Here is a 21,602-nt window from a genome sequence, read left to right as displayed (position 1 = left end):
TCCTCTAGTGTCAATAAAATCATCCATTTATGTATTATAACTCGAATCGCGATCCTCAGCGAACATGAGTAGGATAACATAGCAAAAAAGCCCGGTTCACGCAGAAGCACACGACGTCGTGTGCTCCATACGAATCGAACCCAGCTTGGTAAAGTCATTTTGTAAACACATACGTATAAAGAGATCAGGAACGGATAACTTTCCGTTCTGCCAGCAAACATTGAGTTCAAACCTCAATAATAATCGGTAAAATCATCGGCCTGCGCTTGGTTTGTGCATAAATGTAATGACCAATCTCATCCTTCAGCTTCCGTTTGATTACATTCCATTGATTAACCCCGGCACCTGTTAATTCATCCATGCGGTTAACGACCCGTTCATGAATCTCCTTCATGAATTGTTCTGAGTCCTTCACAAAAACAAAACCTCTGGAGATGATCTCCGGGGAGGCAACCATTTGTTTTTCTGTTTTGCTAAGCGTGGTTACAATGACTAGCATCCCATCCGATGATAGCTGCCTGCGATCCCGAAGCACAACATTGCCAACGTCACCGATAATAAGCCCGTCCACCAAGCTGTTACCTGAGGCAATCTTCGGACCCAATGAAGCTGTTCCGTCTCTGTATTCCACCATATCTCCATTATTAACGATAAACACATGACTTTGCTCAATCCCAACAGATTCCGCAAGCAACCTGTGCTGATACAACATTCGGAATTCACCGTGAATGGGTACCAAATAATCCGGCTTCATCAGCGTAAGCATCAGCTTCAGCTCTTCCTGACTGCCATGTCCTGATACGTGCATGCCCGCCGCTCCGCTGGAGCCATAAATCACACGAGCGCCCAGAACATACAAGTTGTCGATGACATGGGCAAGGTTTCTTTCGTTGCCAGGTATAGCTCCTGCTGCAATGATAACCGTATCTCCCGATTCAATGCTAACTTGAGGATGCTTGCCCGCAGCCAGCCGGGACAAAGCAGCCATCGCCTCCCCCTGACTTCCCGTACATAACACTACCACCTGCTCACGCGGAAACTGTCCTGAATCAACGGCCTCAATCAATAGCCCGTCAGGAACATCGAGATATCCGAGTTCACTTGCAACATTCACGACGTTAATCATGCTTCGTCCAAGCAGTGCAAGCTTGCGGCCAGTCTGAAATGCAGCATTCACGATCTGCTGAACTCTGCTGATATTGGATGCGAAGGTAGAGATAAACACTTTTTGCTTCGCACGAATAAAGGCATCCAGAATATGATCTCCGACAACACGTTCTGAAGGAGTGAAACCCGGTCTTTCGGCATTGGTACTCTCGGAAAGAAGCACATGCACCCCTTGTTTCCCAATCTCAGCCATGCGGTGTAAATCCGGGAAAGGGCCGTTTACAGGGGACATATCAAATTTGAAATCGCCCGTGTGAACCACATTGCCTGCCGGCGTCTGAAAGAAAATACCCAGACAGTCCGGAATACTGTGACTCGTTGCGAAAAATGAGACGGCGATGCTCCCTAGCGTGATCTGAGAGTTTGCGTCAATGGTGTGCAGTTCAGATTGGCGCAACAAGTTATGCTCTCTTAATTTCAACTCAATTAGACCTCGTGTTAGCCTGGAAGCATAGACGGGGATATTGATTTGTTTTAAAAGATACGGAATTCCACCAATATGGTCTTCATGTCCATGCGTGACAACAAGGGCCTTTACTTTATCCTGATTTTCGAGCAAATACGTCACATCCGGCACGATGAGATCAATGCCCGGCATCGTTTCATCGGGAAACTTCGAACCACAGTCAATCACAATGATGTCTTGATCATATTGAATCAAATACATGTTTTTACCGATTTCATTCACGCCGCCCAGTGCAGCTATATATAGTTTGTCATGAGCAAACTTCAAAATGCTTTCACCCTCCTCTGTATAGTGATTCTCAATTTCTTTATGTGTATTCCTAGTATGGAAATAAACGCTTTGGTTATGCACAACAACGGATATATGCCAAAAAACCACGTACGGAATTTTCGTTCCGACGTGGTTTATGAGAGTTAGTTAATTTATATGACCAAATGAGAATTTAAGTTTGTTATTAAACAAGAAAAAAAATTCTTGAAACAAGGCTTAATTAGCAACTACTCTGTATTTTATATTCGTTTATTATCCTTCTTTTTTCTCTTTAAAACTAACCATGTAATAACAACGACTAGTGCAATTAAAAAAATAACGGCTCCAGATACACCCACTACAATTATCGTATCTACACTAGAGATACCAACCCCACCTCTCCCTTTAAAGACCTCTTTGATCATTCATTAAGGACCTAGTTATAGTATGACAAATATTGGGCTTGCAAGCTACCATTCAGCTGTCGACAAATAACATCGATCAAGCTGTATGATCAAAATATTTTATATGTAAACAAAAAAACCCTGTAATAACAGGGTTTTCTCAATATTTTACCTTATTTGAAGTATATCCTGCTCATAGGATTTAACTTCTTTAATCCACTGCTCACGGACAGGCACACCTTGCTGAGCACAATAGTAGTCCCATACTGCGCCAAATGGATAGGATTTGAACTCCTCCGTCAAGGCCAGGCGTGTCGTGTAATCTCCATCCAGTTCCGCCTGTTTTAAAGCTTCTACCGGTTCCAGCATAGCTCGCAGCAAAGCTTTAATTGTATTACGGGTACCGACCACCCATGCCGCCACACGATTAATACTGGCGTCAAAGAAGTCCAGTCCGATATGGGTTGTGCCGAGAAGCTCATGACGCACCAATTCACGGGCAATTTCAAGCAATTCGTCATCCATAATAACGACATGATCGCTATCCCAGCGCATCGGACGACTAACGTGAAGCAGAATACCACTCGTAAACAATGCCAGAGAGGACAGCTTGTTAGATATCACTTCTGTTGGATGAAAATGACCAGCATCCAGGCAGATTAACGTATCATTTTGCAAACCGTATCCCATATAAAACTCATGTGACCCGACAACGTAAGCTTCAGAACCAAGACCAAACAGCTTGCTTTCAACCGCATCCAGATTATGCTTCGGATTCAGTGGTTCTGCAAATACTTCGTCCAAGGATTCCTTCAAACGTTTGCGGGGAGCCATCCGGTCAACAGGGGTGTCCTTGAATCCATCCGGTACCCATACGTTGGTCACACAGGTTTGGCCCAATTGTTCGCCGAAATACGCACCAATTCGCCGTGAAGCTTTGCAGTGATCAATCCAGAATTTGCGAATCTCCGGATCAGGATGACTAAGTGTGAAGCCGTCGCTTGATTTTTCATGTGAGAAACACGTTGGGTTGAAGTCCAGTCCAAGCCCGTGCTCTTTCGCCCACTTTACCCAATTTTCGTAATGTCTTGGCTCGATCTGATCCAGTTCCACTTGTTCGTCTGTATCCGCATAGATCGCGTGCAAATTGACTTTATGTTTACCGGGAATGAGTGCAAAAGCCTTCTCCAGATCGGCACGAAGCTCCGCAGGGGTTGTTGCTGCGCCCGGATAGTTTCCCGTAACCGATATACCACCCGTCAGTTCACCTTCCTGGTTGAGAAAACCCCTAACATCATCTCCTTGCCAACAGTGCACGGAGACTTTGATATCCGCCAGCTTGCTCAGCACATCGTCTGTATTGATGCCGTGTTGTGCATACAAAGTCTTCGCAGCTTGATACGCTTGTTCTACCTGATTTTGCATCAATCTAACCTCCCTTAACGTGTAAATGCTGCTGGTACACCACCATCAATGGTCAGCATACAACCTGTTGTTTTCTCCGATTTCGATGAAGCGAAGAAGGCGATACCTTCCGCGATATCTCTCGGATAGATGTTAACGAGCAATGTCGTGCGTTTGCGATAATATTCTTCCAATTGATCCGGTTCAATGCCATATGCGGCCGCACGTTCGTTTCTCCATGAACCGTTCCAGATCGCGGAACCTTGCAAAATGGCATCCGGCAGAATAGTGTTGACACGAATACCATATTCACCGCCTTCTGCTGCAATACAGCGCGCCAGATGGGCTTCGAGTGCTTTCGCTGAGCTGTAAGCAGAGGCACTTTTACCTGCATATACCGAGTTTTTGGAGCCGATGAAGACCATGCTTCCACCGATGCTCTGCTCTTTCATTAATTTGAACGCTTCGCGAGCGACCAGGAAATAACCTGTGCCCAGCACACTCATATTCAGATTCCATTCCTTCAATGAAGTTTCGTCAAATGGACTGGATGTGGCCAGGCCCGCATTATTCACGATGATATCCACACCACCGTATTGCAGAGCCGTTTCTGCATAAGCTGCCTGTACCGCTTCTTCATCTGTCACGTCCATCTTGAGCGCGTATGCACGATTGGCACCATATTGATCGTTAATTTCCTGTGCTACCTTCTGCGCGCCTTCCAAATTCAAATCTGCAAGCACAACATGGGCGCCTTCCGAAACGAGTCTGCGTGCTGTTTCACTACCGATACCGCCTGCACCACCCGTAATAAACGCTACTTTGCGAGAAAACTCCGTCTCTGCAGGAGCCAGCGACAATTTATATAACTCCAGCGGCCAGTATTCCACATTGTAAGATTCATTCGCACTGAGCGAAACGAATTTACCGAGGCTTGTTGCCCCACGCATAACTGCAATTGCCCGATGGTACAGCGCACCGCTTACTTGTGACAACGCCCAGCTTTTGCCGGTATTAATCATCCCTACGCCTGGAATGAGAATAACGCGAGGAGCGGCTTCGAACATTACGTCGCCTTCATTTTTATTCTCCTCAAAATATTGCTTGTATTGCTCTTTGTACGTAGCAATGCCTTCCGCCAGCTTGGCTTTCAGTCCGTCTATATCATCCGCATTCGGCGTCCAGTCAATGAACAGCGGCACCACTTTGGTATGCACCAGATGATCCGGACAAGCCGCGCCAACCTGAGACAACTGCGGAGAATCCGTTCCACCTGCAAAAGCAAGTACATCATCCTGATCGTCAAAGGACAAAATCATTTTTTTGCTGTCCGACACCGCTCCGCGAATGACAGGCATCACCCGAGCAGCAATCTGACGACGAACTTCAGCAGGAAGTGCAGGATGCTTCATGCCGCCAAACAGATTAGCTTCATTGACACGTGCCTCGATGAATGCTTCCGCTTCATTAATGATTTTGATCGTCTGAGCGTAACATTCCTCAGAGGTCTCTCCCCAAGTCACCAGACCATGTTTCTCCATAAGTACAAGCTCTGCATTCGGATTGGCGAATACGCTTTCAGCAATCATCTTGGACAGTGTAAAACCTGGGCGCACATAAGGAACCCATACAAAACGATCGCCATATATTTCACGTGCCAGCTCTTTCCCGTTATCCGCACAGCAGAGGCTGATAATTGCATCCGGGTGTGTATGATCCACATGTTTGTACGGAAGGAACGCATGTAGCAACGTTTCAATGGAAGCTCGCGGATGTTTCGCATCAATCATGCAATGCCCAAGGTATTCAACCATCTCTTCATCCGACATCGAGTCACGTTCCATGAGGGGGCCGATATCTTCAAGCGCCAGTCCGGTAAAATGTTTTGCTTCCATGGAACCGAGATCCGATCCGCTCCCCTTCACATACATCACTTCGACATCACGACCACGAAAATCCTTTACTGTTGTTTTAGTAGATGTGTTACCCCCATAAATATTGCAGACCCGACGATCTGCTCCGATCAGATTAGAGCGGTAGACTAATTGTTCAAGCCCTGTTGTTTTCTCTGATGCCTTCGCTGCATTCCATAAACTCTGTACCATTTGTTCCCCTCCGATAATGTTTGTTTTCTTCCTAAAACGAGTTTATCATCTTTGTTTTGTTTTGAAAACAAAAACTTTATCAGGAAAAACAAAAATATACAAAGAATCTAAATAGATATCTCCTTCAACGGTGTTCCTTCTTTAGAAATGTGCAAAAAACAAACAGGACATCGCACTATAGTTCATGCTTTGTCCTGTTCTTTGCCGATCACATTTTGTTTTATTTTTTCATTAAATTTGTTATCTATTGAAATATCCCTGCTTTTTGGGACGTATTTTTGATTCCGTATGTGTCATTAACTACCGTATTGCCATAACTTGTAAGACTTCCGTTCGGACCGGTAGCCAGATCCAGATAACCCAGACCGGAACTGTTGCCGTACCATGACCATGCAAGCCAGCCTACACCCTTCTCTTGTCCATATCTCATAATGGCATATTCATCCACATCACCATTTGTGTGATATCCACCGAACTCACCAATGATTACTGCAAGTCCTTTGTTCAGCACATTCTCCATATTAGCTTTCACCGTTGCCGCATCCTTACCCGCATATTCATACATATGAATGGAAAACACTGTATTTTTGAGCGTATCTGTTGCGAATACGCTTTGACCATAATCGACAATCGATTGTGGATATTGACCCCAGCCTGCAGCATCCACAATCAACGTATTTTTGATGCCTGCGTTTCTGAGCTTCGGAATAGCCTTTTTGTAACCGTCTGCCCAAGCGCTGCCGTTCCAGGTTCCATACCATTCGTTGGCGATATTAACGATCACTCGATCTTCCTTGCCAATCAACGCTTCTTTGATGCTGATCCAGTAATTCACGGCTGCATCCAGCGAGTTATAATCGTCTTTGCCTGTTGCATCATGCACTTCAAGCACGGCGATCATCTTATTCTGATTGACCAGATTGATTATGTTTTTAACTGAATTCAGATCATCTTTGGTGTACAGTGTTCCATTCGAGAGAACAATTCGTACTGTGTTGGCGCCTGTTTTCGCAATAGCAGGTATGGCTGTATTCAGATCGTTTTTAAACCAGGAATGGCCGTGATTGATTCCCCTCATGACAAAAGGCTTGCCCGTCGAGTCATATAACTTGTTCCCGCTTACATAAAAACCGGATGCAGCAGTTGCCTTGGGCGTAACACTCCCCAGAGCCATGAACATGAGCGCAGCAATCAACGTAAAGATCGTACATTTCTTCAGATTGACCATTCGTTTGAAACCTCCTGTTATGTTTTTATTTTAATTCACTTTGCACTAACAAAGCGAATCAAAACCATGAGCGTATTTGCACCTTCGCTGAACAAAATCTTTTCAAATTAACTTTAGAAGCAGAATCAATATAAAGTTTTCAAATTAAAAAAAATACTGCCTAAATAAACTTATCGTTAAAGTAATATATTTATCTTAAAATGAAAACGCTTACCAGTCAATTGTTTTTTCCATTTTCAGGTTTTTGTTTGAACAATAAAAAGACTTTTACTCCATACGGACAGAGTAAAAGTCTTTGGAACACACTCAGGAAAACTTTAGAGCCACTCGGTAATGCGGTACAATTCGAATCTGCTGAAAGCTGCCTACTTCTACACCGTGGAACCTCTCCACATACGCTTGATTCACAAAATGTTCTGTCTTTCCCTTACGAAGAGGTGTTATTAATAATCTCAGAGCGTGGTCATGTAATAAATGCCGGGATTGCTTCAGTCCAATGTTCCAAGTGTGACCATACTGGATATGATCCGTCAATAACTGTTGATGAATGTAGGCTGCCGCCACATCCCCTTCATAATCAATCTCCACAAACAGGTCATGAACCTGTTCAGGCCAGCACGTATTTATTTTTAAAGAAGCTGCATGCTCTTTCGGATAATTGATCTCCACTTCCGGCTGATATACACATACCTGCAAAGTATAGGTTACAAACCACTGTTGCTGCTGCATCCGGGAGATGATTGTATATTCAGGGGCCGTTATCCTCTCAGGTGCAGGATATATGGAAACCTCGATCTCACTCTGTCCAACAGACGTGCTTATCAACTGCTCATTTTGTTGGTATATATGACTGCTACTGATCACCAATCTTTTTTCTCCACCTAGTTCAAAAAGATAACTTTGCAAGGCTTCCTCACGCGTTAACGTAACGATACGAATCACTTTCCCATCCATCGTGCTAACACTAAAGCCATCATTTTTGCCAGCCACCGGATGAAGGACGTACTTCCCATCCTGTTCACGGACTGTACCTGCTGTCATTTGCACACTTGCTACAGAGGATGCATCAATTACATATTCGGGAGTCATGCCTTCATGAGCATAAAAGACAGCCGTAAGCTCCTCTTTTACCAGAAATTTAGTCAAAGGTTGAACCGTAGCACTTATAAGCTTTATCTCCCCGAGATCCAGATGAAAAGGCAGGATTACTGCTTTGCCAGAATTCAATTGCATGGTGCCCTCTTCATAGGGAAACATCGCATTTCCTTGAGAGGTAAGAAGCTCCAGTCGAATGTCACGCGCCGGCATATGAATATGATCCTGATAGTTATTTATAAAAAGAAATCCTGCTCCTGACCGCTGGCGGACCGACCAACGCAGATCCAACGTATTTTCTGGCGCAATAGTCAACTGATCCTCAGAAATGACACACCCCATCGGTGCCAACTGCTCCCCATATGCTTCCAAGAACATGGACAAACTTCGGATTCGATCATACGATTCTCCGATACGTCCAAACTCTCCAAGGGGTGCTTGATAGTCGTACGTCACCTTCGGTAATCCTCGTTCGTTCATGTACGTTTTGCGACCAATGGGATTGGAACCTCCGTGATACATATAATAACCCACCATATTGCTACCATTCGCCAGCTTAACAATAGTCATCGCCTCTACACTGTCTGCATCGACCACAGGGCGGGCATGATAACTAACCTGCATTCCGCCGGCAAGTTCGCAATAGGCCGCTGGGTAGTGTTTACTATCATAATCCACTTCTTCTGCAGGATTTAGATGCAAGTCACGAAACAGATACTCCCCGCTAGGTGGCTGATTAGGTACCCAAGGGGTATAAGCATATCCTGCAAGCATTGGTAGCGTACCATGAGCGGGAACTGCCGCTTTCCCCCAAGCAGTCGCCGTGTAAAACATCGGTTTCATACCCGCTTGTTCCGCAATACGGCGAAGCAGCTCCATATGTTCTTTTCCATCACGTCCTGAAGAGATATATTTATCCTGCGAATAACCCCACGAATCCATTGGCGCACCAGCATGCATATATTCATTCTCCAGCTGGATACCGATGATCGGCCCGCCATCTTGATAAAAACAGCCTTCAATCTGACGAGTAATCTCCTGATATAACCGTTTCGCATAGAATAAATACCCTTCGTCATTAGAACGGACCTCAAATGCATAGTTGAACAGCCAATCCGGCAAACCGCCATTCCGAACTTCTCCGTGACAGAACGGACCAATCCGAAGAATTAAAGCCAGCTCATGTTTACCACATAACTCCACAAACTGCCGCAAATTCAAGTTACCCGACCAATTAAACTCTCCCTCCTGCTCCTCATGAAAATTCCAAAAGATATAGGATGCTACGACATGCACTCCCCCTGCTTTCATCTTCAACAATTCTTCTTCCCATTGAAGATAGACAAATCTTGAGAAATGAAATTCCCCGACGACCGGAATATACGGTTTATCATTATGCATCATATAAAAATTAGTGAAATCATAGGACTCTCCGCGCGTGTTGTAACCTCCATAGCCTTCCATGTGGCCCGGTTGGATCAGTTTATCCTCGGCTTCCAATGTGAAGCGAATACAACGATGTGAACAAAACTTGTCGTCTGGTTCGTTGATGTGCTTACACATATCGGCGTTTATCTTATCTTTCATTTAGGGAGATCAACTCTTTCTTCAATAGAATAGGCAGGATGTCACGATGTGAAAATCCAATTTAAATCCCTTTTGCCAAAAGTAAAAATGCCTGCTGATGATTTGCATTGTTTTCCAGCACTCGTTGCAATTCCTGTGAAGCTTCCTGTTTCTTACCCAGACCGAGGAGGCCTAAAGCCCGCATATAATGGCAGTGCTCTTTATTTCGCTGATCCAGATCATCATCGAATACAAGGAAGTCTGGCAAAGATACGGCAAAATAATCGATCTGAATGGAGTCATGCATATGCCGTTCGGCGTAATCAATCAGTTTGTTAAAACGTCTGTTTGTTTCCTTGATATCGCCCAGTTTCTTCCAGACAAGTCCCTGATAAAATATAGATTCTGGTGGCTGGTCGTTATAAAACATCGCACTTGCTGGTTCATGCAAACCTGTGCAAGCTCTGCGGAAGCTCTCTTCAGCGGCAACAGTCTGCTGCATCTGTTCATATGCACAGCCCAGAACATAATAAAGTGCATTGTCTGCACTGCCCGCAAGCTTGCCTTCCCCCAGATTTTCAGGATACTTCTGAGCCCGAAGCAACAATTCTATAGCTTCTTCTGTATGCTTTTCCGTGAGTTTCTGCTTAGCAAGTTCCGTCAGAGCCGTCACATACTGACCCGTAACTTTACCTTCTCCGCCCTCCCATGGATGAAATGTTCTTGTTTGCAGTGCATTGTAAGCCTCCTGATGATGACTTAACATATTCAACAACGTAACCCACTCGATGTATAAGTCATCCCGTTGATGTACCAGCTCCATGTGAGCCTCAAACCGCTGCAATCGTTCTGCTGGAGGGCATCCAAGCTTCTTCTGTAATTGATCCAACTCGTAGAATACACGGGCATCCTGCGGCTCCAGCCGAAATGCTTCCTCCAGCGAAGTCAACGCTTTATCAGGCTGATTCTTCTTGTTGTAATAAGCCAGACCTAGATTTCGGTGTACCGTAGGGAAGGCCGGGTTTATCTTACAAGACATCTCCCAGTGGTTTATCGCATCCTCGTAACGTTTGTGGTCGTAGAGCCAGTTACCCATATAATAATGTGCATGTGCATCCTCTGGGTCCGCTTCAAGCGCATCTTGAAGAATCATGCATTCGAACGGTGTATTCGGAAAACAATACTCCGTCTCTGCGGCACTCGCCTGTGCCTGACATTGAGATGCCTGATCCAGTTGATCCAACTGCCGATACAGATATGCCTGAGCATAACCAAGCATCGGGTATGGTCTAGTCAAATCGGATTCTATTGAGGAAAGTACACTTCGTGCTTCCTCCCACATGCCACTCTCTGCATAATCTGCAGCCAAGTGCAAGTAATTGTGAACATCCCCGCTCATCATCCGCAAGAAATATTCCTTCGCCTGCTCAGCAGACAATAACATCAGTTCATATGCCGTGCCATATTCCATCGGGTCTATATCCAGTGTTTCACGAGCAAACGAAATGGCTTGTGAGTTACACCCCGTTTTTCGAAGCAATGATGTCTTCAAGTGACGTGCTTTGAGATTTCTACTGTTCCGAATTAGCGCACATTCAATGTGTTCGAGTGCCTGTGCATACCGATCCTGAGCTACATCAATCTGGGCGAGAGTGAAATATCCGATATCCTGAAACTGTGCCGACCAAACGGATTTATATATTGCATCATAGGCTTCTTTCATCTTTCCTTGAAGCTTCAAACTCAAACCAAGCTGGTAATAAGCCTCACTATCATACGGATTGGTGTTTTTCCATGTGAGGGACTGAACGGCCTGTCTAAAATGAGTCTCTGCCTCCTGAAATAGGCATCTTCGTAAGAGTAAAGTCCCATATGCAACGTTCAAGCGGATATCAGTCCGATCACGTTTCAGTCCTTCTAGATAATATAATTCCGGTTCATAGGTTGCATGACGATACTGCTCCAGATGAAGACCTGCGAGATAGAGCTGTTCGTTGGTCTGGATCTCTGAGGGGAGCGGTAGCGGCTTCGCAGGATCAGGAACTTCCTGAATGCGCGTCTGTTCTGGCTGATACGCCACAAGTACTCTTCCCTCTTTTGTACATACACTCAGTTTTAATTGATGCCACTCTTCCTCTTCATTCCATGGGAATGTACCTGTATAAGATTGTGTTGGCGAGATATCGCATATGTCTTCAAAATAATTCCCTGCAGCACCCTTTACTTTAATAGAGACTTTCTCATAATTAGCTGTCGCGTAAACCAGAATCTTGGCCGTTCCCGTCTGCTTATCCAGCGCCAGATTAACCGCTGCGTCAATCGTTGCATTTTTTACTACACCGACATCTTTGTAAGGCATGAAATATTGAGTAAAAGACTTGCTTTCATATGGCTGTAGCCAACTAAAATCAGGCTGATTATCCGTAAAAATGCCTGTCATCAGTTCAATATACGGCCCATCTTCATCCGTCAATTGCCTGTCCCATGCTTTGCCGAAATCCCCATTACCCCAGGTCCATTGTTTCTTGCCTGGAGAGATATGATGATTGGCAACATGTAACAGACCTGCCTGTAAACAATGATCATATCCACCTACAAAGTTATATTCGGACTTGTATGCCATGTAGGAAGTAGGAACCGGAATATTCTTGTACCGCGAAATATCCACCCCCTCCGAATAATCCATCTTATAATACGTTCCTGTAGCAATGGGAAATCGGGAAACATCACGTTTACCATGATCCAGTACGGCGTTTACATCTGGTGGAAACACAGATTGCGTATCATCGTTCACAGCGACCGCTGGATTAGCCCACCATAGAAACGTCTGGGGTTCACTTGTCCGATTATATACTTGGGAATGAATCTCCAGGTAAGCTCTCCCGGGATACAAAGTAAAACCCGTCGTCACCTTGGTACCGTACATCCGATCGATCTCACTCACCCATACAGTAGCGCTCCCGTCCTTATTGCTACTATGCGCACAATCTACTTTGCCAAATGTGTTTGGCCTATGGTGTTGTGGCCAGTTGAATTCAATCCCTCCTGATATCCAAGGCCCTGCAAGACCAACCAAAGCAGGTTTGATCACTCGGTTGTAATAGACGAAATCATACTGGTTTGTCAGATCCTGCGCACGATAGATACGGCCACCGAGTTCTGGCATGATCTCAATGCGGACATATTCGTTTTCAAGAATAATCAATCGATACGATTGCAGTTTCGCCTCATTCTCGATTCGATCAATGACGGGATAAGGATATACCTTGCCCGAACTGCCCTGATAGATTCGTTTTTCAAGAAACATTGGATTTTTATCGGGTTTACCTGTGCTATAGGTTGGAATGTCTCTATTCTCTTCCCAGATCCGAACGGACGTCTCTGCACTAACCTGCTTCAATTCCATATTCGCTCACTCCTTGCTTCGAGATAGAATGATCATACGCTTAGATAAGCGAGACTGACATTGACATTTAACGGTTATTGATGGACGATCTTCGGATCATGACTGGAATGCTGCATGGCAAAAAGAGTACCCGATCACCTCTGATTACAGTGACCTGATACTCTTTTCTTGTCGACATTAGGTTATGGGTTCAATTACTGAATTCGCATTACATATATTCTACCTTTCTACCCCGTTTACTTACGTCTGGCAAAGTCCACAAATGTGAACTTGTCCGGTCGATGCCGTGATTCCGTATACTGGAACTGACTAGTATCTTCTAAATACACCTGACTTCTCACGACAACAACATTGTGAAAACCGTCAAGATCAAGTAACTCGCGATCCTCAGCCGTAGGCTCCTCCACCAAAATTTCTTTCTTGGCATAAGAAATCGATAGCCCAAGCTTCTGTTCAATATACTCATAGATGGAGTCATTACAGATTTCCTGGTTCAGCCCCGGAATTAAGCGCTGACTGATGTAGTCTTTGTCCAGAATGACATGTTCTCCATCCACAATGCGAACACGATTGATCTGCCACACTTGTTCATTCAGACCAAAGCTGGTCTTTTGGCTGAGCGTCTGATCAATCCCTTGTTCCTCAAACAGCTTCACAACCGTTTGTGCGCGGTGTCCCATCTTTTGTGCGAGCTCCTTAAAGCTAACGAGACCTGACACGGGAAAATCAATTTTACGGATATCCAGTACAATGGAACCCTTACCTTGAATCTTCTGAATATAACCTTCTTCATATAGCATTTTCAGTGCTTTACGTATCGTTTCTCTGGATGTTTGATATCGTTCTGATAAATCCAGTTCTGATTGAAGCAGTGTGCCCGCTTCAATGTCTCCGTTCCGAATACGTCCAGCGATATCTTCGTATATTCGGATAAATTTATTATTCATTTTTCATCACCATAATTCATTACCTTTTTTGAAACCAATCATAACATTAAAACCAGTTCAAAGGGAATCTGCGTCGCTGGCAATAACCTGCATCAGTTTATTCAAACGGAATATTAACGCGGCCGCTTCAGCTCTACTCAACGCTTGTAATGGGCGGAAACTGCCGTCCTCGTATCCGTTAATCATATAAATACCTGCTAACTCCGCGACCTCCTCCCTGGCCCAGTTGGAGACATCGACCTGGTCAGTGAATGTCTTATGTGAGGTGATCGGCTCGCTTCTAATCTGATGAACCACATTGGCTATAATTTTGGAGGCTTGCTCGCGAGTCACCAGAGCATGTGGAGCAAATTTTCCATTCCCCATACCTTGTACAACATCACGCTCGGCTGCTGTGTTGATCTCAGGTGCAAACCAATCCGTGTCATTCACATCCTGAAAAACATGTGATGGTTTCAACGAGATATCCAGCCTCATTAAACGCACAATAAGTGCTGTAAACTCTGCTCGAGTAATGGGGCGACGCGGTTCGTAACGCGTTGAGCTTACCCCCTGTATAATATTGTGCTCAGCAAGCCAAGTAATCTGGTCTTTATTAAACGTTTGGTCAATATCTAAAAAAGCAACTCGCCTACTTGTTATTCCTCCAGGCTGAGTATTCGTTGTATCCTTATCTTTTTCCTCATTCTTGTCCTTGTAATCATTATCATTGGTACTGGTGTTATTTCCTGCACTTCCACCGTTCGATGAAACTACTGGAACCGAAATGGTTACTGCTGCTGCGCTTTTCTTCTCACTTGCCTCACCAGCCGTATTTTCCGTCCACGCTGAAATCTCGTAATGACGTTCTGCATCTAAGCCTTTCCAGACATATTCTCGCTTTTGACCGCGATAAATCTCCTGATCCTTATAAGCAATTACAACAATCTCATTTTGGGTTTCCAATCTCCACGTAAGCAGGATATGATCAGGCCCTTTTGCGGTGGCTGTAATCGATTCAAGCAACGAGGGTAGCGTTTCAAACTCCGGCACCTTCATGCCTTCACCTTCACCGGCCTCATTATAAGGAATAATACTAAAATCATCATATTTTGCAGCACTAGTCAATCCGGAGATTTGAAGTGACGTTTCAGCTGTTGTTTCGACTACTTCTTTATTTTGATAAATCCGATAACCCTCTGCACCGGGTACAAGTTCCCAAACCAGCGTCGCACCAGATACGGAACGGTCCTGCACAATTGGCGGTACATTTAACTGACCAGGTAAAGTCACAGCTTGCAGCATAAATCCGTCATCACTTGTGCCCGAAGCGTTGATCGCTCGAATAACATAGTTGTATCGTGTTCCGGGCTCAAGATCCGTATCTTCATACCTTGTCTCCTTGGCGTTAATACGGGCAATCTCCAGACCATTCCTTTCAATTGAAAACTGCTCGGCACCAGCCGCACGTGTTTCTTCCAATAGAAGATGTACTTGATCCTTGGTGGCTTTATATGCAACTTTTATCGGGGAACCCGGCTTGGTTAAGAGGGAATAGCTTCTTTTGTCCGATGCAGTCTGCTCACCATTTTCCGTGTATACCTCAAGCTGATATTGTTTACCCGCCTCCAGTCCATCAACTACATATTCTTGATTCCGTCCCCGATATCGCTCCACACCATCCAATACAATCACAAACGTTTCGTTAGGATAGGAAAAGTCCCACTCCAGTTTGATATGATCAGATTCTGGAAAGACTCTCATATCGAGCGAATCAATGCGTGGCAATGTATAAAAGGGGGCAACCACAATTGCGGCGCCTTCTCCTGCCGAGTTGATCGGAATGACTTTAATTTTGTCGTACACGTCCGCACTACTCATGTTCGTTAACCTGAACTCAGTCGTGTTCGCGTCATCTAATCTAGTAACTTCCTCATCATTAATGCGAACAATGTAGCCTTCTGCCCCCTGTACCTTAGGCCAGACCAGTACTGCATCTTCTTCCCCAATCTCTTGTGCACTCAACACTTCATCCACCGTTGCTGGCAAGGTTTTCACATCAAGATTAAATCCGGTTTCACTCTCGCCCGATGTATTAAATGTATGAATGGAATAAGTATAGCGCTCTCCAGGGACGAGCCCACTGTCTTCAAACTGCTTTTGATCTGTCTGATTTGCAGAAATTCTGGCAATCTCGACATCATCCCGCCGAATGATAAATTGCTCCACACCTCGAACAGAAATTTCTGATAAATCCAGCTTGACTGACCGATCTGTGAACTGATCTACACTGACAGTCTGCGGCGCTAAAGGCTTCGTTAACGTTTCAATCTGAACAGGTTTGGAGCGCTGTCCCTGCTCATTTACAGCCACAATTTCTAATCGATACACCGTGCCGTCCTCCATACTCACGAGATGTGCATGAGGCTCAGATACACTTGTGACCTCACCTGTGGCCTGGTTTCGAATTTCATAGGCAACAGCCCCAGTGACCGCTTCCCAGCTTATGTCTTGTGAATAGGTTCCTGAAATCACTTCAATCGTGTCTGTTGTGAGCGGTAGCGTTTGTGTCATCGTTCTGATCGTCAACGGTGCACCGGTACCGCTTGCATTCACTGCACGGATAACGTAAGTGTACATTGTGCCCGGTTTCAAATGTTCTTCTACAAACTGAGTTTCACTTGCTTCCATACGAGCCACTTCTCGCCCATTACGTTCAATGATATATTGATCAGCTCCACGTACACCCGTATCAGTAAAATCGAGTGAAAGCCCATTCTCGGTTACGTCACGTACATCCACCTTCTCCGGTTTAATCGGCAAAGTCAGAAACGATACTTCTGCTGCTTCAGAACGGGAGGACTGCCTGTTGACCGCAAATAGCCTATAATGATGCCATCGCCCAGCTTCAAGCCCTGTAATTACGGCATCTGTATCCATGCCTCTGTATACTTCTTTATCCTCTTGCAATATGACATATTCAGAAGCTCCCGGAACGGCAGACCATGACAAACGGGTGACATGTACATCTGGTTGCATCGTAATGTTCGTTGGACGACGAGGTTTGGACAATCGCACAAGCTCTGCTTGTGCACCAGCACCCGCTGCGTTTACCGCTTGCACCTGCAACGTGTATTCTTGGCCGGGTAACAATCCCTCCGCCCTATATTCGATATCGGACGTTCTGCCTGTCTCTACACCATTAATCATAACGATATACATCTCTGCTGTAGGAACAGCTTGCCAGCGAATACCGATCTGCGTTTCTTCCGTTAAGCTGACCTGTAATCCTTCCGGCCTCCTTGGCAGCGTCAGAACAGTGCTCGTTACGCCCTCACTATACCCCGCAGCATTCCCTGCTTGCACTTCATACGTATACAGATTGCTACCTGACAGGTGCTTAACAGTCAGCTCTGTACCCGACATCTCGTATGTTTGCCCATCAATGGTCACGCGGTATTTGTCTGCTCCAGCCACAGCTTCCCAGCTCAACGTCGCTCCCTGTTCCGTAGCCCTTACAACGTGAAGTCCTATTGGACTTTTGGGAATAGTTAGTCCCGTTATTGAACTACTCATTCCATGCCCAGCTCTGTTTACCGCCCGAACTTCCAGTTGGTACGCCGATCCCGGATTCAGATTTGTCAGTGTCCATGCATTCTTGTCAGCTGTAATCTCGCCCACTTTCTCTCCATTACTCCATACCTCATAAGCTTCTGCTCCACGAACGGCTTCCCAGTTCAGATGCAAACTTGAGTGCGAGGCATCCGTGACGTGTAAACCCGCCACCTGCGCAGGCAACGTTCTTAGCAATGGTAAACTCGCATAAGGACCTGAGCCTGTTTCATTTTCTGCAACAACGGTATAACTGTAATCTGTTCCACTTTCAAGTCCAGCATCCTTGTAGGAGAGTTCCCCTCCCTCGTAAATCATATCTCCGTTACGTGCAAGTGCATAATACGTAGCCGATGTTACGGACTCCCACGTCATGGAGATATCATGCTCACGAATCTGCACTGCTGTGAACTCACCCGGAGCGGCAGGTAGACTCATAAATGCGGCTACACAACTTGCACCAGCACCACTCGCATTCATAGGCGTAACAGATATCGTATGAACCATTCCGGGAGCAAGATTGCTAATGTAAGGAAGACTTTCCGGATCAGTGATGGTTTGTTCAAAAACGATTCTTCCGTTAGAATCCGTAGCCGTCACCCGATATGCTGTGGCTCCTTGTACGTGATCAAAGTCTACTTTAGCCAGACTTGGCTCTGCGTCCACTTTTTGTATGCGCATCTCAGTTGGAGATGGCGGTAAAGTTAAAACACTCACAATCGCCGGCTCACTTACACCCGTATGATTTCTTGCTCTCACTTCATACTCATAAACTCGCCCTCCGCTCAATGTGTCATTAACTAGACTATTGTTCGGATATTGCAGTGTCCAGGATTGCCCGGTCGTTCTATTTTTGATTTCATATTGGTAACCTGAAGTGTAAGTTTCACCTGAAGGTAAATCAGCTGTTAGTGTTACCGATGTTTCACCAACCGTACTCCTCTGGACTTGAGTTGGTTGATTAGGCTTCCGTTGAATTCGATAAGGAGAAGATGTCACCTGAACGGTATTGCCTGCTCTGTCAGCGGTCTTGGCGTAGATGTACCAAGTACCTTCAGACGATATGGATATGCTCTGCTGATCGGATTCAGCCTCCAGCCAGTCTCCTTGAGCTTCTGCCTGAGCTGTAATCTGATAGAAACGTTGTGTTCCATCTATGCCGGAATGGCTGTCTGCGAATTGTACGGTAGCCGTTATATTTTCATCAGTCCAAGCCGCTCCCTCAGGAGTAAAGCTAATATTCGGTAGAGTTTTATCCACATACACCGTCCTGCTGACTTCTCTGCTCACATTACCGACTGCATCCTTGGCCCGAGCATAGATTACAGTTGCTCCATCTGTATTGACCGTACCTTTATTTCCGGTCGTATATGGCTCATTTTCCAATCGATATTCATATGTAATTTCTCTATCATCCACACTTCCAGCGATCGTAAACTGTACAGCTTCTTTACTCCAGCCGGATTGGCTCAACGAGATCTCCGGTTCTGTCGGAGCCGTCTTGTCGATCCGAGCCGTGGCTTGCGCCAACATACTTACATTGCCTACTCGGTCAAATGTACGAGCATAAACTACGGTTTCACCTTCATCTTTAATCGTGACCTCACCTAAATAATCTAACCAAGGCCCATGCTCTGTTAACCGATACTGCGTTTTGCTTGTCCCGCTTCCTTCATCTGTACCACTTGTAATGACAAAAGATACATCCTCTCTCGTCCAGTCGGCTTCGCTTAATTGGATCACAGGTTGTTCAGGTGCTGTTTTGTCAATTCGGGCAACGGTTGACGTCAATGCACTTACGTTCGAAGCTCGATCTATACTGCGTGCGTAAATTTCGGTTACGCCCTCATCTTTCAGAATGAACGGTGTTTTGTAATCGATCCATTGCGTACTCTCACCAACTCTATATTGTGTTAAGGCGATACCACTTGCATCATCCGTACCTTCCGTCAAGGTAACGACAACCGATTCCTTCGTCCATTCCGCTGGATTCAAGGAAATCAACGGCGGGGTTGGAGCCGTCCGGTCAACTCGTGCAGTCACACGGCTTTCCTGACCCAAGTTCCCGAATGCATCCACGCTCCGTACTGTGATTGTTGTACTTCCCTCATCGTTCATAGTGAATGGCCCGGTATATTCTCTCCATTCACCATTGAGGCCAATCTTCACTTCCGTCTTCTGTGTTCCACTCCATTGATCAGTCCCCGCTTCAACCGTGACAAGAACCTCTTCTTTTGTCCACGTTGAAGGGGTGAGGGTAATGGAAGGAGCAGAAGGTCCGGTTGTATCTTTCATAATCTGCCCTGCCAAGACAAAGGCTGTCTGAATACCTTCAGCATTCAAAGCTGCTACATACAGTTCATAACGTCCATCCTCCATTCCTGTTAAGGCTGTAGTCATCGAGGTAGAAGTCGTCGTTGATGATTGAAGCACTTGTCCATTCACATTGCGGATTTCCGTTTTGTATCTGGTACCGGCAGGATTACCGTTTGTAGTCCAGCTGGCTGTTACGTTATTTCCGATTTGTGAAGCAGCAACATCCGCAGGTGGATTCGCAAGTGTGTATTTGGAGGATGTAGCTGAGTAGCCCGTATAAGCACCGCTTGAATTTTTCGCGCGTACGGCAAACGAATAACTTGTATTGGGTGTTAGACCCGTCAGCTGTCTCGTGTTGGATGTTCCTGTATCGTAGGTCTGATTCGTTGTCATATTTTTCAGTTCATACGTTACAGAAGCATCATTTACTCTTTTATCCCAGTTCACCGTCAGATCATTATTATTCACCAGGGTATACGTCGGAGTTCCGGGTACGACAAAACTTCTGACCAAGAAGTTAACTGTTCCCGCGGAGGATACTCCGCCCTTATCGTCCATAACCCATACTTGCAAGTAATGAGATCCGTCCGGCAATGTATCGGGCAAGGTATAACTGGTGTTAAAAGCCTGGTTCGAACCTGTTGCCGTTATTTGCGTCAGAACATTCTCAGGCCCGCCGTCAATGGACCACTTGACCGTTAACAGATCGCCTGCGTCGTTATCCCGTGTTGTACCTGAAATCTGCAACTGTTCCCCTTTGTAATACGTTTGACCTGATGCAGGTGCTGTTAATGTAAAAGAAGGCGGAACGTTTTGTGGCCCAATGCCTACAATGGTTGAAAATTTCCGTGATCCCTGATTAGCCGTTGATCTCGCGTCCCACCAGAACTGAGCTGCAGTATCACTCGCATTCACGATCTGTCCAGGTGTATAGGCTGATGGAGCTGAGCCCCCTGTCAACTGGGCACTATCCGGGCTTTGATATTGTCCCATGAATACACGGTCAGCATTAACGACGTTGTACGTGTTGGCATAAAAAGCCGTCACCTGTACGCCTCCGCTATAATTGCGCCACCCGTTCTGAATGACTTCAAAAGGAGAAGCATCGTTGCCGTTCACCATCGTATCCCAATAAAAAGTCCCCCCGAGATTCAGCGCTGAGCCGCTTCGATTTATCGCTTCCAGTTCCACCTTCATATATCCGCCTTGAGATGTCGCATTTACGATGGAGACTCGCAAAATATACTCTACATTGTCTTTTTGTCTGGACATCTCGATGACATTGTTGTTAATTCGATAATAATTCAGCGGCAATGATTTGAAATTGATTGCTGTGCCATGATGGTCAATAATTGTCGATACATTACCGGTGTCACCTCCGTAAAAAACGTTCGTATTTGGTAGTAATACGATTCGGTATTTTCCATCACTGTTCATCTCCACTTTCACTTTGGAGGATTGTACCGCCTTTAATGAGGCTGTATCGGATACCACCCCAATATTCTCTACCGTTGCTGCCATTGCCGTGCCCGCTTGGCTCCATTCAGGTATTAATGACTGAGGCGACAATAATGCAAACGCCAGCATCACTTTAGACATTTGCTCCGCTTGCTTTTTCAACCGTTTTCTTGAGTTTTTCAATACCTTGCTCTCCTTTT

General features: G+C 45.5%; 8 protein-coding genes. All 8 read right to left on the bottom strand.

What is annotated here, in order from left to right; translation table 11 throughout:
• Nucleotides 1-226: 226 nt before the first annotated feature.
• Nucleotides 227-1,900, bottom strand: coding sequence for a ribonuclease J (locus tag ACT89M_RS13300; protein ID WP_154889407.1), 1,674 nt, complete (start codon nucleotides 1,898-1,900; stop codon nucleotides 227-229).
• A 554-nt stretch (nucleotides 1,901-2,454) separates the two neighbouring features.
• Nucleotides 2,455-3,711, bottom strand: coding sequence for an L-rhamnose isomerase (rhaA, locus tag ACT89M_RS13295; RefSeq protein ID WP_154889409.1), 1,257 nt, complete (start codon nucleotides 3,709-3,711; stop codon nucleotides 2,455-2,457).
• A gap of 14 nt (nucleotides 3,712-3,725) precedes the next feature.
• A complete protein-coding gene (locus ACT89M_RS13290) occupies nucleotides 3,726-5,795 on the bottom strand; it encodes a bifunctional aldolase/short-chain dehydrogenase (protein ID WP_154958713.1) in 2,070 nt (689 codons plus the stop codon).
• 244 nt (nucleotides 5,796-6,039) lie between these two features.
• Nucleotides 6,040-6,975, bottom strand: a complete 936-nt coding sequence (locus ACT89M_RS13285; RefSeq protein ID WP_308722019.1) for a glycoside hydrolase family 5 protein — start codon at nucleotides 6,973-6,975, stop codon at nucleotides 6,040-6,042.
• Nucleotides 6,976-7,329: 354 nt separating this feature from the next.
• Nucleotides 7,330-9,705, bottom strand: coding sequence for a beta-galactosidase (locus tag ACT89M_RS13280; RefSeq protein WP_308721875.1), 2,376 nt, complete (start codon nucleotides 9,703-9,705; stop codon nucleotides 7,330-7,332).
• 61 nt (nucleotides 9,706-9,766) lie between these two features.
• Nucleotides 9,767-13,090, bottom strand: a complete 3,324-nt coding sequence (locus ACT89M_RS13275) for a DUF5107 domain-containing protein (RefSeq protein ID WP_308721876.1) — start codon at nucleotides 13,088-13,090, stop codon at nucleotides 9,767-9,769.
• Nucleotides 13,091-13,326: 236 nt separating this feature from the next.
• Complete coding sequence (gene treR, locus ACT89M_RS13270) at nucleotides 13,327-14,037, bottom strand: trehalose operon repressor (protein WP_154889417.1); 711 nt, start codon at nucleotides 14,035-14,037, stop codon at nucleotides 13,327-13,329.
• A gap of 57 nt (nucleotides 14,038-14,094) precedes the next feature.
• Entirely contained in the window at nucleotides 14,095-21,585 is a 7,491-nt protein-coding gene (locus ACT89M_RS13265; protein ID WP_154889419.1) for a fibronectin type III domain-containing protein, read from the bottom strand.
• Nucleotides 21,586-21,602 lie beyond the last annotated feature (17 nt).

The organism is Paenibacillus sp. NN59, assembly GCF_057597225.1.
The sequence above is the reverse complement of the archived record's forward strand: the minus strand, read 5'-3'. Positions and strand labels throughout refer to the sequence as shown.

What these genes read in the sequence shown, in the direction of transcription:
- ACT89M_RS13285 (WP_308722019.1), bottom strand. Translation starts at nt 6,975, where the DNA reads ATGTTCATGGCTCTGGGGAGTGTTACGCCCAAGGCAACTGCTGCATCC.
- rhaA (WP_154889409.1), bottom strand. Translation starts at nt 3,711, where the DNA reads ATGCAAAATCAGGTAGAACAAGCGTATCAAGCTGCGAAGACTTTGTAT.
- treR (WP_154889417.1), bottom strand. Translation starts at nt 14,037, where the DNA reads ATGAATAATAAATTTATCCGAATATACGAAGATATCGCTGGACGTATT.
- ACT89M_RS13290 (WP_154958713.1), bottom strand. Translation starts at nt 5,795, where the DNA reads ATGGTACAGAGTTTATGGAATGCAGCGAAGGCATCAGAGAAAACAACA.
- ACT89M_RS13280 (WP_308721875.1), bottom strand. Translation starts at nt 9,705, where the DNA reads ATGAAAGATAAGATAAACGCCGATATGTGTAAGCACATCAACGAACCA.
- ACT89M_RS13275 (WP_308721876.1), bottom strand. Translation starts at nt 13,090, where the DNA reads ATGGAATTGAAGCAGGTTAGTGCAGAGACGTCCGTTCGGATCTGGGAA.